The sequence below is a fragment of the Halosimplex aquaticum genome, from assembly GCF_028747785.1.
Taxonomy (GTDB): domain Archaea; phylum Halobacteriota; class Halobacteria; order Halobacteriales; family Haloarculaceae; genus Halosimplex; species Halosimplex aquaticum.
The window spans coordinates 2,538,828-2,552,201 of the sequence record NZ_CP118158.1; the positions used below are offsets into that span (position 1 = coordinate 2,538,828).

The following is a 13,374-nucleotide window of genomic DNA, read 5'->3' on the forward strand; positions in this document are numbered from 1 at the left end:
TCGACGAGCGGAATTGAATATTCGTAAAATTCTAATGCCCGGGGATAGTTGCTGGGTGTAATGACGTACGAAAATCTCGACCGCAAGTTGGTAAACGCGCTGCTGGGCGACGGGCGTGCGAGCCTCCGGAGCCTCGGCGAGGACCTCGACGTGTCGGTGACGACCGTCTCGAATCACCTCTCGGATCTGGAAGACGACGGCATCATCCAGGGGTACACCCCGAAGGTCGACTACGACAAGCTCGGCTACGACGTGACCGCGATCCTCCAGCTGAAAGTCGAGGGGAGCTCCCTCCCGGAGGTCACCGAGTCGCTGCGCGACCACGAGAAGATGGTCTCGGTCTACGAGGTCACGGGCGACTACGACATCATCGCCATCGGCAAGTTCACCGACACCGACGGCATGAACGAGCACATCAAAGAACTGCTCGTCGACCCCGAGATCAAGGAGTCCAACACCAGCGTCGTGCTCAACGCCGCCTCCGAGCACGAGCAGTTCGAACTCGACACGGAGTAGCCCGACCGCCACCGACCCGACCGCCGGGTCGAGCAGATCACTCCCGTTCTCCGACAGTCGTTGCGTAGCGCGTCGTGGCCGCGACGGCGAACAGCAGCCCGCTCAGCGTCGTCGGGAAGAAGCCGATATCCGGGGTGTATCCGCCCGGTGCTTGCAGGAGTCTGACCGGCGGGTACGCGACGCAGGCGACTGCGGCGAGACTCAGAGTCGCCACCTCGACCCGGGGAAGCGAGCGGCCCGCTCGGACGAGGACGTAGGCGGCCGGCGGGACGAGCACCACCGCTCTACCGGGATAGAAGCCGTTCGCCTCCCACGGGACTCGCAGCCCGAGCGTCCCGACTAGGTCCTGGCCCCAGTGGAGATAGACGCCGGCAGTGAGTAGCACCAGGCCGACGGCGACGACCCGGTCGGCGACGGACAGCGAACGGTCGCGCATACCGAGCGGTGGTGTCAGTTCGATATAATCTTTCCGCACGCAGACCGACGCCGTCGCTGATCGGTCGGAGACGAAGAGAAGTGCGGAAATCGGGTTCAGTCGCCGTCCGCAGTGGTCAGAGACGGTTCGGGGTCGACGGGTAAGCATCCGGCGGCCGTCAGGCCGCCGGTTCACCGGACGCGACCGAAGGGAGCGACCGGCTTTTTTCCCCAAGTTTTTGCTCAGGGGGTTCCCGCAGCGAGCGGAGCGAGCGAGGAAACCCCCTGAGCAAAAAGTGGGTTTACATCATGCCGCCCATGCCGCCGCCCATGCCGCCCATGCCGCCGCCCATTCCGCCGGGCGCGCCGCCGGGGCCGCCGGGGCCGCCGGCCTCGTCGTCGTCGTCGGTGCCGCCGCCCTTGAGGTCGCCGGCAGCGATGACGTCGTCGATGCGGAGGATCATGACCGCGGCCTCCGTCGCGGACTCGACGGCCTGGGTCTTCACGCGGAGGGGCTCGACGACGCCCTCCTCGACCATGTCGACGGTGTCGCCGGTGTAGGCGTCGAGGCCGACCCTGTGGTTACCGGAGTCGTGCTGGCTGCGCAGGTCGACCAGCGAGTCGATCGGGTCGAGGCCGGCGTTCTCGGCGAGCGTGCGCGGCACGACGTCGATGGCGTCCGCGAAGGCCTCGACGGCCAGCTGCTCGCGGCCGCCGACGGAGTCGGCGAAGTCGCGCAGTTCGAGGGCGAGGTGGGCCTCGGGGGCGCCGCCGCCCGGGAGGACCTGCCCGTCTTCGAGGGTCGTCGCGACCACGCCGAGGCTGTCCTCGATGGCGCGCTCGACCTCGTCGGCGACGTGCTCGGTGCCGCCGCGGAGGATCATGGTGACCGCTTTCGCGTCCTCGACGTCCTCGACGAAGATGCGCTCGTCGCCGGCGACGTCCTTCTGGGCGACGCTGCCCGCGTGGCCGAGGTCGTCGCTCTCGATGTCGTCGATGTTGGAGACGATGCGGCCGCCGGTGGCCCGCGAGAGCGCCTTCATCGTGGACTTCTTCGCGCGGCGGACCGCGAGGATGCCGCGCTGGGCGAGGTAGTGCTGGGCCATGTCGTCGATGCCCTTCTGGGCGATGACGACGTCGGCGCCCGCCTCGTCGAGCGTGTCGACGTACTCCTTGAGCTGCTCCTCTTCCTGGTCGAGGAACTGCTGGAGCTGGTCGGGGTCGGTGACGTTGACCTCGGTGTCGAGCTCGGTCTCGGGCACCTCGATGGCGGTGTCGAGGAGGGCGACGTCGGCGTCCTCGACGGCGTAGGGCATGTTCTCGTGGACGCGCTCCTTGTCGATGATGACGCCCTCGACGAGCTCGGACTCGTCGATGGAGCCGCCGACGACGGTCTCGAGCTGGATGTTGTCCGTGTCGACGCCCTCCTCGTCGGCGACGGCCTGAACGGCGTTGACGACGAGCGTGGAGAGGGTGTCCTTGGCGTTCTCGGCGCCCTTGCCGGTCATCGCCGTCGCGGCGATGGATTCGAGGATGTCGGTGTCGCCGGCGTCGACGTCGATGGCGATGTCCTCGAGGGCCTCCTTGGCCTTCTCGGCGGCCTGGCGGTAGCCCTGCGCGAGGATGGTGGCGTGGATGTCCTGGTCGAGGAGGTCCTCGGCCTTGCCCAGCAGTTCACCGGAGATGACGACCGCCGTCGTCGTGCCGTCCCCGACCTCGTCCTCCTGAGTCTGGGCGACCTCGACGATCATGTTGGCGGCCGGGTGCTCGATGTCCATCTCCTCGAGGATGGTGACGCCGTCGTTGGTGACGACGACCCCGCCGGCGTCGTCGACGAGCATCTTGTCCATCCCCTTCGGACCGAGTGTCGTGCGTACGGACTCGGCGACGGCCTTCCCGGCCGTGATGTTCATCGACTGTGCGTCCTTGCCCGAGGTTCGCTGCGAGTCCTCGGACATGATGATGAGGGGTTGGTTACCCATCTGCTGAGCCATAATCAAGAGAAAGGTTGATTGCGATTCTATATAAAAGTGGCGGTGGTGAACGGCATTCCGTTCGCTGGGAGCCAGAGAAAAGTGTGAGAACCCGTCTCAAGCACGCATTTATATACGAGAAACCGTCGTCTCGGGACGAGAGACGGCGACGGGAACCGGTGAACGCGGCGAGCGAGGGAGTGGCGGCGAGCGGAGCGGCGAGCGCAGGGACGGTTCCCCGAAAGCAAGAACGGGCGGGGACGCTCCCCGTGGAAGACCAGGGCGGGCTGATTTGCGTGTGCGGGCCCAACTGGGGAGCATGACCCGAACGCGGACTCTGGGCTCCGGACGGAACGACCGCCGGAGCGCGCTGGCGGTCGTGGCCGGGATCGTCCTCGTGAACGTCGTCGGCGCGGCCCCGGCAGTGCTGTCGGGGCCGGGATCGGCGTGGTTCCAGGCGCTCGCGAAACCGGCGATCTATCCGCCGCCGTGGCTGTTCGGCGTCGTCTGGACGCTCCTGTTCACGCTCATGGGGGTCGCCCTCGCGCTGGTCTGGCTGTCGGACGGGACCGGCGACGGGGACGGAGCCGGCTGGAGCGCTCGACGGCTCGCGCTCGCGTTGTTCGCGGGCCAGATGGCCCTCAACGTCGCGTGGACGCCGGCGTTTTTCGCCGCGGAGAACCTGCTCGCGGAGCTCGTGGTGATCATCGCGCTGTGGCCCGCAGTAGTAGCGACGATCTGGGCCTTCGGCCGCGTCGACCGGCGAGCGGCCCTGTTACTCGTCCCGTATCTCGCGTGGGTTACCTTCGCCGCGGCGTTGAACTACCAGTTCTGGGCGCTGAACTGATCAGTCGCCCGTCTCAGACTCCGCCTTCAGGTGCCCCACGAGCGCCTCGTTGACCCGCTCGGGCTCCTCGTCGTGGACCCAGTGGGAGGCCCATGGGATCCGTTCGAGCCGGCCGTCCGTGCAGTAGCCGACGCTCTCGGCGGCGAGCTTCGGGAGCAGCGCCACGTCCTCGTCGCCCCAGACGACGAGCGTCGGTGCTTCGACCGTCTCGCGCGGCGGTTCGTCCGGCCGGCGGACGAGCGCCCGGTACCAGTTCACCGCGCCGCGGATCGCCCCCTGGCGGCGCCAGGCGTCGCGGTAGTGCGCCAGGTCCGCCTCGGAGAACGCGCCGGGGTTGGCGCTCTCTTCGAGGACGTCGAGCACCCCGCGGGCGTCGTCGCGCCCGAGGAACAGCTCCGGCACGCGCGGGAGCTGGAACGCGAACATGTACCAGCTCCGGAGCAGTTGCCGGGGGCTCGACCTGAGCGCCCGCCGCATGACCGTCGGATGCGGGACGTTGATGATGCCGAGGTGGTCGACGGTCTCCGGGTGTCGGAGCGCCAGGTCCCAGGCGACCGCCGCGCCCCAGTCGTGACCGATCACGTGCGCGCTGTCGCGGTCCTCGGCGGCCACGAGTTCGACAATGTCCCGGGAGAGCTCCCGCATGCGGTAGGCGTCGAGCCCCCGCGGCTTCTCGCTGAGGTTGTACCCGCGCTGGTCGGGGACGACGACGCGGAACCCCGCGTCGACGAGCGCCGGGATCTGGTGACGCCAGCCGTACCAGAAGTCCGGGAAGCCGTGGAGCAACACGACGAGCGGGTCGTCGGGGTCGCCGGCGGTGACGACGTGCAGGTCGACGCCGTTGACGGTCCGGCGCACCGACTCGGCGGAGGGGCGGTCGAGCAGCGTCGCGTCCGTGGCAGTCATACTCGATACTCCGCGCGGGACGACCGTGTAGATTCTGGTCGGCTGACGGATCGGTCGGGTAGAACCCGGCCGAGCCCACTCCGGCCGGACCGATCGGGACCCGGCTCCGCCGCGCCGACCCGGTCTCGCGAGACGCGGTTCAGGCCGCTTTCGTCGGTTCGTCGGATTCTCGCCCGTCGACGGGTTCGACCTTGGTCCCGCCGCAGTTGCGACACGACGGGATGTCCAGATCGTGGTCGGTGAAGTACTCCTGGCCGCAGCTCCGACAGCGGTGACTCGGGCGCTGCTGTTGTCGTCGGTCCCCCGTGACGACGACCGGTCGCTCGGCGTCGAGCGTGACCTCCTGGCTGACGCTCCCGAACAGCACCGAGCCGAGCGGCGAGCGCTTGCGCCCGCCGAGCAGGATCAGGTTCGCGTCGACGTCCTCGGCCGCCTCTAGGATCTCCGTCGACGCGTCCCCGTATCGAGTCATCAGATCGACGGAGACGCCGGCGTCCTGGAGTCGTTCGTACGCTCGCTCACCCGCCCGCAACTGGAGCGGCGACCCTTCCTCGGCACGGTCGGCCTCGTCGAACACGTGCAGGAGCACCACCTCGACCTCCGCGCCGGCGTTCGGTAACTCGATCGCCGTCTCTACCTGCGCCGTCGCCCGCGATTCCGCGGTGTCGACCGGCAACAGGACTGTGTACATAGGTGTGTCACCCCTGGTAACATACGGCAAGAAGCGGCTAAACTGTTACCCAGGCGATCGCGCGGTACAATCGGTGGCGCCGATTCGAGTCGGAGGCGGGCGAGAGCGGTCGAACTTCTAAGTGCCGGGCGACGGTACGATCGGTATGCAGACGCTTCTACTGGACCCCGAGGCCGTCGAGGAAGCCGCGGAGATGCCGGCAGTCGTGGACGCCGTCGAGGAGGCGTTCGCCGCCGACGCTCGCGACGACGTCCAGATGCCCGCGAAGTCCTACATCGACCTGCCGGAGTACAACGGCGACTTCCGCTCGATGCCCGCATACATGGACGCCGGCGACTGGGACGCCGCGGCGGTCAAGTGGGTCAACGTCCACCCCGACAACCCCGAAGACCACGACCTCCCGACGGTGATGGGCACTGTCGTCTACTCCGACCCCGAGACGGCGTTCCCCCTCGCGCTGCTCGACGGGACGACGATCACCCGCGAGCGGACCGGCGCCGCGGCCGCAGTCGCGACGGACTACCTCGCCGTCGAGGACGCCCGGACGATGGGCATCGTCGGCGCCGGCGTCCAGTCGTACACGCAACTGGAGGCCGTCGCGACGGTGCGCCCCATCAAGGAAGTCGTCGTCGCCGACCGCGACGACGAGCGGGTCGCCGAGTTCGTGGAGGCGTTCGACGACCGGTTCGACGTCCGCGGCGGGTCGATCGAGGAGGCCGGCCAGTGCGACGTCCTCTCGACGGTGACGCCCGTCGAGGAACCGATCGTCCACAGCGTCGGCGAGCGCACCCACGTCAACGCCATCGGCGCCGACGCCGCCGGCAAACACGAGATCGCCGACGAGATCCTGCTCGACGCCACGCTCGTCATCGACGACTACGAGCAGTGCACCCACTCCGGGGAGATCAACGTCCCCTGGAGCGCGGGCGTCCTCGGCGACGACGACCTCCACGCTGAACTCGGCGAGATCGTCGTCGGCGAGAAGCCCGGTCGCACCGCCGAGACGGGCGTCACCGTCTTCGACTCGACCGGGCTGGCGACCCAGGACGTTGCGGCCAGCCACGTCGTCTACGAGTACGCCGAGGAACACGGCGTGGGCGAACCGGTCTCGCTGGTCGACACCGACGTGCTCTGAGGAGCGGTCCCCCGTCACCGAAGTCGATCGAGGTCCGCGGGCGTGTCGACGTCGAGCAGGACGCCGGCGTCGCCCGTCTCCACGACAGCGGCGTCGTCGGCCCGTCTGAAGACCGGGCGTCCGCCGGTGTCGCCGTCGACTCCGGCGAGTGCGTCGAAGTACCGGGCGTCGAACAGCACCGGATTACCGCGCTGCCCGTCGTGTCCGGCCGCCAGCGCCGACCCGCGGCCCTCCCGAAAGGCAGTGACGAGTCGGTCGACCGTTACGGGGTCGACCCGGGGCATGTCTCCGAGCGCGAACACGACCGCGTCGGCCCGCTCGCGCGCCCACTCGACCCCACAGCGTACCGACGTGGCCTGTCCAGCGCCGGCACCGGGGTTCGGTAAGACCACGGAGTCGAAGTCCGCGAGCGCGTCGCGGACGGCCGGCGCGTCCGAGTCGCCCGCGTCGACGACGACGGCGGTCGCCGACAGGTCCGCACCCGCGAGCGTCCGGGCCGCGTGGCGGACGAGCGGCTCGCCGTCGAGGTCCGCCAGCAGTTTGTTCCGGTCGCCGAAGCGCTCGCTGTCGCCCGCGGCGAGGAGCACGCCCGCGACGGTCGAATCGGCGGTCACGTCGCCGGCTACGCCCGACTGCGGGAAGTGTCTGCCGCCGCGTGACGCCCACGCGCCGCGGAACTACCAAGGCGGTAGCCGTGGTACCACTGGACATGGACACGACCGAGCGGATCGTCTCGACGCTGGAAGCGCTCGACGTCGAGTACGTCTTCGGCTACCCCGGCGGTCGCGTCATCGAGGTGTTCGACGCGCTGGCCGCGTCCGACGTTGAGGTCGTTCGGCCGCGCGACGAGCGGGAGGCCAGCGTCATGGCCGAAGCGGCGGGGCGAATCACCCGCGATCCCGGCGTGCTCGCCGGCCAGGGGCCGTGGATCGGGAGCCTCGGCGCCATCGGGCAGATGGAAGCGCGGCTCGGCTCCTCGCCGATGGTCGTCCTGACCGAGATGAGTGAACGCGGCGACTATTCGACGCTCGCGCCGTACCAGCAGGCCCGCGGCGACTACGGCGGGCTCGACCTGCCGTCGATCCTCGACGGCGTGACCGCCGAACACTGGGAACCCCGCACGCCCGCGGAGACGATCCGCAGCCTCCAGCTCGCGTTCAAACACGCCACCGCCGGACGACCCGGCCCCTGCGCGGTCGTCCTCGACGGCGATGCGGTGACCGAGGAAGTGCCCGACGACCCGACGCCGCCGCTGTGGGACGACGTGGACCAGACTCGGACGTGGGACGCCCGCCCGACCGACGAGGACCTGGCGCGGGCAGCGGACGCGCTCGCTGACGCTGATCGGCCGGTCGTGCTCGCGGGCAACGGCGTCCACGCTGCGAACGCCTACGACGAACTCGAAGCTGTCGCGGCGGTCGCGGACGCCGCTGTCGTCACCTCCTACCTCGGGAAGTCGACCATCGCCGAGACGCACGAGCGGGCCGCGGGCGTGGCGGGATCGTTCGGCCACGAGGGGGCGAATCAGGTCGTCAGCGACGCCGACGTGTTGCTCGTCGTCGGCTGTCGACTGAACCCGATGGACACCAACTGGGGTGCGGCGTCGTTCATCCGACCAAACGAGCAGACGATCCTCCACGCCGACGTCGACCCGCGCAACGCGGGGTGGGTCTACCCCGCCGACGTGGGGCTGATAGGCGACGCGCGGGAGACGCTCGACGGGCTGGCCGAGGAGGTAGCCGACCGTGACGGTTCGTCGACCGGCGCGGGCTGGGCGCTCGACCGGGCCCGAGAGGCGCGCGAGGACTTCACCGCGACCGCCTGCGAGTCCGACGCCGTCCCGATCAAACCCCAGCGGGCGGTCGCGGCCGTCGAGTCGGTCGTCGACGGGGAGACGGTCGTGACGGCCGATTCGGGCAACAACCGCTTCTGGCTGCTGAACTACCTGCAGACGCCCGCGAGCCGGACGTACTTCGGCAGCGGCGGCGTCGGCGGGATGGGCTGGGCCGCGCCGGCCGCCGTCGCCGCCGCGCTGGTGACCGACCGGCAAGCGGTCGCGGTCGCCGGCGACGGGGGATTCGCAATGACGATGACGGTCGTCGAGACGGCAGTCCAGCAGGGGGTCGCGCCGCTGTTCGTCGTCCTCAACGACACCTCGCTGGGGATGGTCCGGCAGATGGACGACGACCTACCGGGGACGGAGTTCCACGACACCGACTTCGTCGCCGTCGCCGAGGCGATGGGCGCCCACGGCGAGCGAGTGACCGATCCCGCGGACCTGGAACCGGCCCTCGAAGCCGGAAAAGCGGCGGATCGACCGACCGTCGTCGACGTGCGCATCGACCGCGACGAGCCGATGGCCGACCAGCTGGCCTCGTCGTTCTACGAGGACGTCGGTGGGCTCCACGAGTGATCGCACCGTCTGAGAGGCGCTCTACGGGCGAACAGGCGGCGACCTCCGACGCGCGAAGCGGCGTGCCACGCTCCCGCTGACCGCTCCGCGGCGACTCGTCAGGGCATGGACGGCGCTGGTCGCCCTCTCGGCCATAAATATCAGCACGTTATTTTGCGGCAACTTTTTCCACCGCGTGGGCGAACACGTGGTATGGCAACGGTGCTCGTGACCGGCGGGACCGGTTTCATCGGCGCGTACGTCGCGGCCGATCTTGTCGAACACGGCCACGACGTGGTCGCGTTCGACCTCTCGACCGACGAGACGCGGCTGTCGAAACTCGGCGTCGCCGACGCCGTGGAGGTCGTCCGCGGCGACGTGACCGACCCGACGGCGGTCGTCCGTGCGATCCGGCAGTCGGGGGCCGAGCGCGTGGTCCACCTCGCGGCGCTGTTGACCGACGGCGCGCGCGAGAATCCGCGGGCCGCGCTGGAGGTCAACTGCGGCGGGACGAACAATGTCTTCGAGGCCGCACGGACCCTCTCCGATCAGGTCGAGCGGGTGGCGTGGGCCTCCTCGGCGGCCGTCTACGCGCCGCCCGAGAACTACACCGACAACGAACGCGACGGCTGGGTGACCGAGGACGACCTCGTCTATCCTGACACGCTCTACGGCGCGACCAAGGAGTACAACGAACACCAGGCCCGGGTCTATCACGAGGAGTACGGCGTCTCGCACGTCGGCCTGCGTCCCACCGTCGCATACGGCCCCTACCGGGAGACGGGAGGCTCGGCGTTCCTGGTCGACCTGATCGAGAAGCCCGCGCTGGGCGAGTCGGTCGCCGTCGAGTACGGCGACCAGGTGATCGACTGGCAGTACGTCCGCGATATCGCCCAGGCCGTCAGAAAAGCCGCCTTCGCGCCCGAGTCTGACCTCACACGCCGGATCTACAACGTCCGCGGTGAGTGCGCGACGGTCCGCGATGCCGCCGAGACCGTCGCGTCGGTCGTCCCGGACGCCGACATCTCGGTCTCTGACGAGGGCGAACTGCCGTGGACGCAGACGCTGGAGACGTCTCACGCGCGCGAGGACCTCGGATACGAGCCCGAGTACGACCTCGAAGCGGGGGTCCGCGAGTACGTCTCCGTCCTCCGCGAAGAGCACGGACTCGATCCGGTCTGAGAGGACAGTCTCGATCCGATCGGAGTGGTGTATCCACCGTCAAACATCGAATACGCCGTCGAAGGGCAGCGGTAACCGTAGTGTGACGGCAGTTGCGCAGTGATCGCGACGGCAATCGTGCAGTGGTCGCACCGGCCGTGGAACGACGGCAGTGGCGCAATGGTCGAGACAGCCGTAGAATGCCGGCAGCGACGGGCGTTCAGGGCTGCCGTCCTCAGTTCGCGGTCGCGTTGTAGGTGATCTCGACGGTGGCGGAGACGGTCACGGGGCTGGCGTCGATGCTCGTCTCCGCGTCGGCGCCGACGCGCTGGGCGACGAAGTCGCCCCCGTCACCGGTCGAGACCGAACTGACGCTGCCGAGGGTGAGGCCGGTGCTGTCGGCGACGGCCTCGGCCTGGCTGCGAGCGTCGTCGACCGCGGCGTCGATGGCGTCGGACCGCAGGTCCTGCCGACGTTCCTCGGACAGCGTGAAGCTGACGCCGCCGATCTCGGTCGCACCGTTCGCGACGGCGGCGTCGATCAGGGCGCCGGCCGCGCTGGTGTTCGTCGTCGTCACGGCGAACGACTGCTGGGCGACGTAGGTAGTCGTCCCGTTGTCCCGCTGCTCGTAGACCGTGTACCCGGTCGTCTGGACCGATTCGACGGAGTAGTTCCCGCCGCCGAACGCGTCGCGGAGCGTCGACGCGTTGGCCGCCAGGCGCTCGGTCGCCGCGCTGGCGTTGGGCGCCTGGGCCGTCACCGCCACGTAGACGACTGCGCGGTCGGGTTCGGCGCTCACCGACCCCGACGCGGAGACCGTCACCGTCGACGTGTCGTTCCCGCTCGCCTGGGCGCCGTCTGCCAGCGCCCCGACCCCACCGACGCCGACGGCGCTCAGCAGAACGATCCCGGTCAGTGCGACTGCCGCGAGTTTTCCGTCCATACCCCTCCCAGGCCCCCGCGACCGATTGTTATCGGCGCGTTATTCTCGGTACGGAGGCCCAACCGAACGGTAGGCCCGCCCTCGACAGTCGCGGCGGCGGGCGTCGGCGTCACTCGCTCGTCTGAGAGTACTTGGCGACCCACTCGTCGAGGGAGATCCCCATCGTGGCCCGGATGATCGCGTTCGAGGACGCGTCGTTGGCGCTCTTGACGAGTTCGGCTTCGAGCGTCCGGTCGGGGACCTCCCCGACGAAGTGGGGGATCGCCCGCTGGACGGCGACCGGACAGCCGACCTCGTGGGCCAGCGCGTAGCCCGACAGCGAGTGGGGGATCGCGTCGCCGGCGTAGGTCGGGTCGGGGTCGACCAGATCGTCGTCGACGTGGTCGACGTACTCGTAGCACTTGCCGACGTCGTGGAGCAGGCAGGCCGCGATCACGGTGTCGCTGTCGACGTCGGCGGCGTGGCGGGTCCGCTGGACCGCGGCCGACTCGGCGGCGATCTCCGTCACGCCGCGCGTGTGCTCGACGTTGCTCACCTCGTGGATGTTCCAGGCGTAGGGAACGTCGTGGACGTCGCGCCAGCCGCCCCTGCGGAGCCCGAGCACCCACGCCTGGACTACCCGGTCGCGGAGCCCCTCGTCGGTGATCGCGTCGAGTTCGGGGAAGGCGTCCTGGACCTGCTGGTCGTAGTCGGCCGCGGCCGTCTGAGTCGGGTCCGGCGGGCCGTTCCCCTCGGATTCGTCGGCCATCAGTACCCCTCCGCGTCCGTCTCGTCCAGCTGCACGGTCTCGCGGCCGATGAACCGCGGCCGTTCCTCGACGGCGAGGAAGTTGTCCACGTCTTCGCGGGCCTTCGCGGCGACCTCCTTGGTCGGGTCGTAGTCCCGCGACCCCGGCGACCCCAGCGCGTCGTGCAACTCCTCCAGCGTCTCGAAGTACAGTTCGGCGACGCCGTCGAACTCCGCGGCCTCCGGGTCGGTCGGATAGACGGTGTGGTAGCGGACGACCCCCTCGATGTCCCGGGCGAGCGGGGTGTGCTCGGTCTGCCAGTAGTCGCGGAACGAGCCGTGGCTCATCCCCTCCTTGCGGACGAGGAAGGCCGAGTGCTTGTAGAGGCCGTCCGTGTCGCCGCCGGTCTCGTCCTTCTGGACGACTTCCTCTCCGATGAACCGGGGTCGGCCGTCGACCGCCAGGAAGTCGTCGACGTCCTCGCGGGCCGTCGCCGCCACCTCCTTGGTCGGGTCGGAGTCGCGCGACCCCGGCGACCCCAGCGCGTCGTGCAGGTCCGCGAGCGACTCGAAGTACAGCTCCGCAATCCCGTCGAACTCGGATGCCTCGGGGTCCGTCGGCACCACGGTGTGATAGCGGACGACCCCCTCGATGTCCCGGGCGAGCGGGGCGTGCCCGTCGAGCCAGCGCTCCCGGAACTCGTCGTGGGTCAGTCCGTCCTGCCGGACGAGCAGCGCGACGTGCTTGTACATGTCTCACATACCGAGCGGATGCCGGATGTATGTTCCGGCGAAAATTGCCGCCCGGGGCAAAACTCCGATCGATCGATAGCGACGTGTCGCGCCCGGTCCAACCGCCGGCGATGGACGAGTCTGTGCGCGTGCTCCTGACGAACGACGACGGGATCGACAGCGTGGGACTCGACGTGCTGCGCGAGCGGCTGGCCGAGACGGCCGACGTGACGGTCGTCGCGCCCGCCGAGGACCAGAGCGGCGTCGGCCGGAGAAACTCGCACGAGGTGACGGTGCGGGACCACGAGTGGGGTCGCGTGATCGAGGGGACGCCCGCCGACTGCGTCGCCGTCGGGCTGCGCGGCCTCGGCGTCGAGCCCGATCTGGTCGTCTCCGGGGCGAACCCCGGGCCGAACATCGGGCTCCACCGGCTCGGTCGCTCGGGGACCGTCGGCGCGGCGATCGAGGCCGCACACCTCGGGACGCCGGCGATCGCCGTCTCGACGTACGACGTGGTCGACGGCCGAGTGGACGACCCCACGCGCGAGTCGTTCGCCCGCAGCGGGGCGTTCGCGGCGACGCTGTGCGAGCGACTGCCCGGCTCGGGCGCCTTCGACGCCGTCGACTACCTGAACGTCCACGTCCCGACCGAGACCGCCGACTCACCGGCAGTCCGGATCACCCGGCCGACCGACGCCTTCGACGTGACCGTCGCCGGCGACGGCGACACCCTCCGGTTCGAGGACCGGAGCTACGACCCGCTCCGCGAGGACCTCGACGTTGACTTCCCGCCGGAGGAGACCGACACCGACCGCCGCGCGCTCGCCGACGGCGACGTGAGCGTCTCGCCGCTCGGCGTCCGCGACCAGGTCGCCGAGAGCGACGCGCTGGCCGACGCGCTCGACGGCGTGGAACTCGCCTGAGGGCCGGGCCGACGA

14 protein-coding genes are annotated in these 13,374 nt (G+C 69.7%); 6 read left to right on the forward strand and 8 right to left on the reverse strand.

All coding sequences use genetic code 11. The features are described from left to right. Positions 1 to 60 precede the first annotated feature (60 nt). Entirely contained in the window at positions 61 to 516 is a 456-nt protein-coding gene (gene lrp, locus PSC72_RS12820; RefSeq protein ID WP_274321800.1) for an HTH-type transcriptional regulator Lrp, read from the forward strand. Positions 517 to 553: 37 nt separating this feature from the next. Here the strand turns inward: lrp and PSC72_RS12825 are convergent, their stop codons facing one another. Continuing rightward, positions 554 to 952, reverse strand: a complete 399-nt coding sequence (locus tag PSC72_RS12825; protein WP_274321801.1) for a hypothetical protein — start codon at positions 950 to 952, stop codon at positions 554 to 556. A gap of 280 nt (positions 953 to 1,232) precedes the next feature. Continuing rightward, positions 1,233 to 2,912: a thermosome subunit alpha gene (gene thsA / locus PSC72_RS12830; RefSeq protein ID WP_274326173.1), complete on the reverse strand. Its 1,680-nt coding sequence runs from the start codon at positions 2,910 to 2,912 to the stop codon at positions 1,233 to 1,235. A gap of 310 nt (positions 2,913 to 3,222) precedes the next feature. Here thsA and PSC72_RS12835 point away from each other — a divergent pair, with 310 nt between their 5' ends. Then, entirely contained in the window at positions 3,223 to 3,750 is a 528-nt protein-coding gene (locus tag PSC72_RS12835; RefSeq protein WP_274321802.1) for a TspO/MBR family protein, read from the forward strand. Here the strand turns inward: PSC72_RS12835 and PSC72_RS12840 are convergent, their stop codons facing one another. After that, the gene (locus PSC72_RS12840; RefSeq protein ID WP_274321803.1) at positions 3,751 to 4,656 is read right to left on the reverse strand and encodes an alpha/beta fold hydrolase; all 906 of its coding nucleotides are present in this window, start codon (positions 4,654 to 4,656) and stop codon (positions 3,751 to 3,753) included. 139 nt (positions 4,657 to 4,795) lie between these two features. Beyond that, positions 4,796 to 5,347, reverse strand: a complete 552-nt coding sequence (locus PSC72_RS12845) for a universal stress protein (protein ID WP_274321804.1) — start codon at positions 5,345 to 5,347, stop codon at positions 4,796 to 4,798. Positions 5,348 to 5,492: 145 nt separating this feature from the next. Between PSC72_RS12845 and PSC72_RS12850 the strand changes: the two genes are divergently transcribed. After that, positions 5,493 to 6,482 carry an ornithine cyclodeaminase family protein gene (locus tag PSC72_RS12850; protein WP_274321805.1) on the forward strand — a complete coding sequence of 330 codons (990 nt, stop codon included), beginning with the start codon at positions 5,493 to 5,495 and terminating at the stop codon, positions 6,480 to 6,482. 14 nt (positions 6,483 to 6,496) lie between these two features. Here the strand turns inward: PSC72_RS12850 and PSC72_RS12855 are convergent, their stop codons facing one another. Next, positions 6,497 to 7,096 carry a nucleotidyltransferase family protein gene (locus tag PSC72_RS12855; RefSeq protein ID WP_274321806.1) on the reverse strand — a complete coding sequence of 200 codons (600 nt, stop codon included), beginning with the start codon at positions 7,094 to 7,096 and terminating at the stop codon, positions 6,497 to 6,499. A 95-nt stretch (positions 7,097 to 7,191) separates the two neighbouring features. On the opposite strand from PSC72_RS12855, the gene PSC72_RS12860 reads away from it, so the two are divergent. Both PSC72_RS12860 and PSC72_RS12865 read left to right on the forward strand, forming a co-directional pair. Beyond that, on the forward strand, positions 7,192 to 8,895 hold the full coding sequence (locus PSC72_RS12860; protein ID WP_274321807.1) for a thiamine pyrophosphate-binding protein: 1,704 nt from the start codon (positions 7,192 to 7,194) through the stop codon (positions 8,893 to 8,895). A gap of 192 nt (positions 8,896 to 9,087) precedes the next feature. Then, positions 9,088 to 10,056, forward strand: coding sequence for an NAD-dependent epimerase/dehydratase family protein (locus PSC72_RS12865; RefSeq protein WP_274321808.1), 969 nt, complete (start codon positions 9,088 to 9,090; stop codon positions 10,054 to 10,056). Positions 10,057 to 10,270: 214 nt separating this feature from the next. On the opposite strand, the gene PSC72_RS12870 is transcribed toward PSC72_RS12865, so the two are convergent. The 3 genes from PSC72_RS12870 to PSC72_RS12880 form a co-directional block, all read right to left on the reverse strand. Beyond that, positions 10,271 to 10,978 carry an SIMPL domain-containing protein gene (locus tag PSC72_RS12870; RefSeq protein ID WP_274321809.1) on the reverse strand — a complete coding sequence of 236 codons (708 nt, stop codon included), beginning with the start codon at positions 10,976 to 10,978 and terminating at the stop codon, positions 10,271 to 10,273. Between the two features lie 109 nt (positions 10,979 to 11,087). Next, entirely contained in the window at positions 11,088 to 11,726 is a 639-nt protein-coding gene (locus PSC72_RS12875; RefSeq protein ID WP_274321810.1) for an HD domain-containing protein, read from the reverse strand. Beyond that, entirely contained in the window at positions 11,726 to 12,457 is a 732-nt protein-coding gene (locus PSC72_RS12880; RefSeq protein WP_274321811.1) for an EthD domain-containing protein, read from the reverse strand. The genes PSC72_RS12875 and PSC72_RS12880 overlap by 1 nt, the downstream gene beginning before the upstream one ends. A gap of 110 nt (positions 12,458 to 12,567) precedes the next feature. On the opposite strand from PSC72_RS12880, the gene surE reads away from it, so the two are divergent. After that, positions 12,568 to 13,359, forward strand: a complete 792-nt coding sequence (surE, locus tag PSC72_RS12885; protein ID WP_274321812.1) for a 5'/3'-nucleotidase SurE — start codon at positions 12,568 to 12,570, stop codon at positions 13,357 to 13,359. Positions 13,360 to 13,374 lie beyond the last annotated feature (15 nt).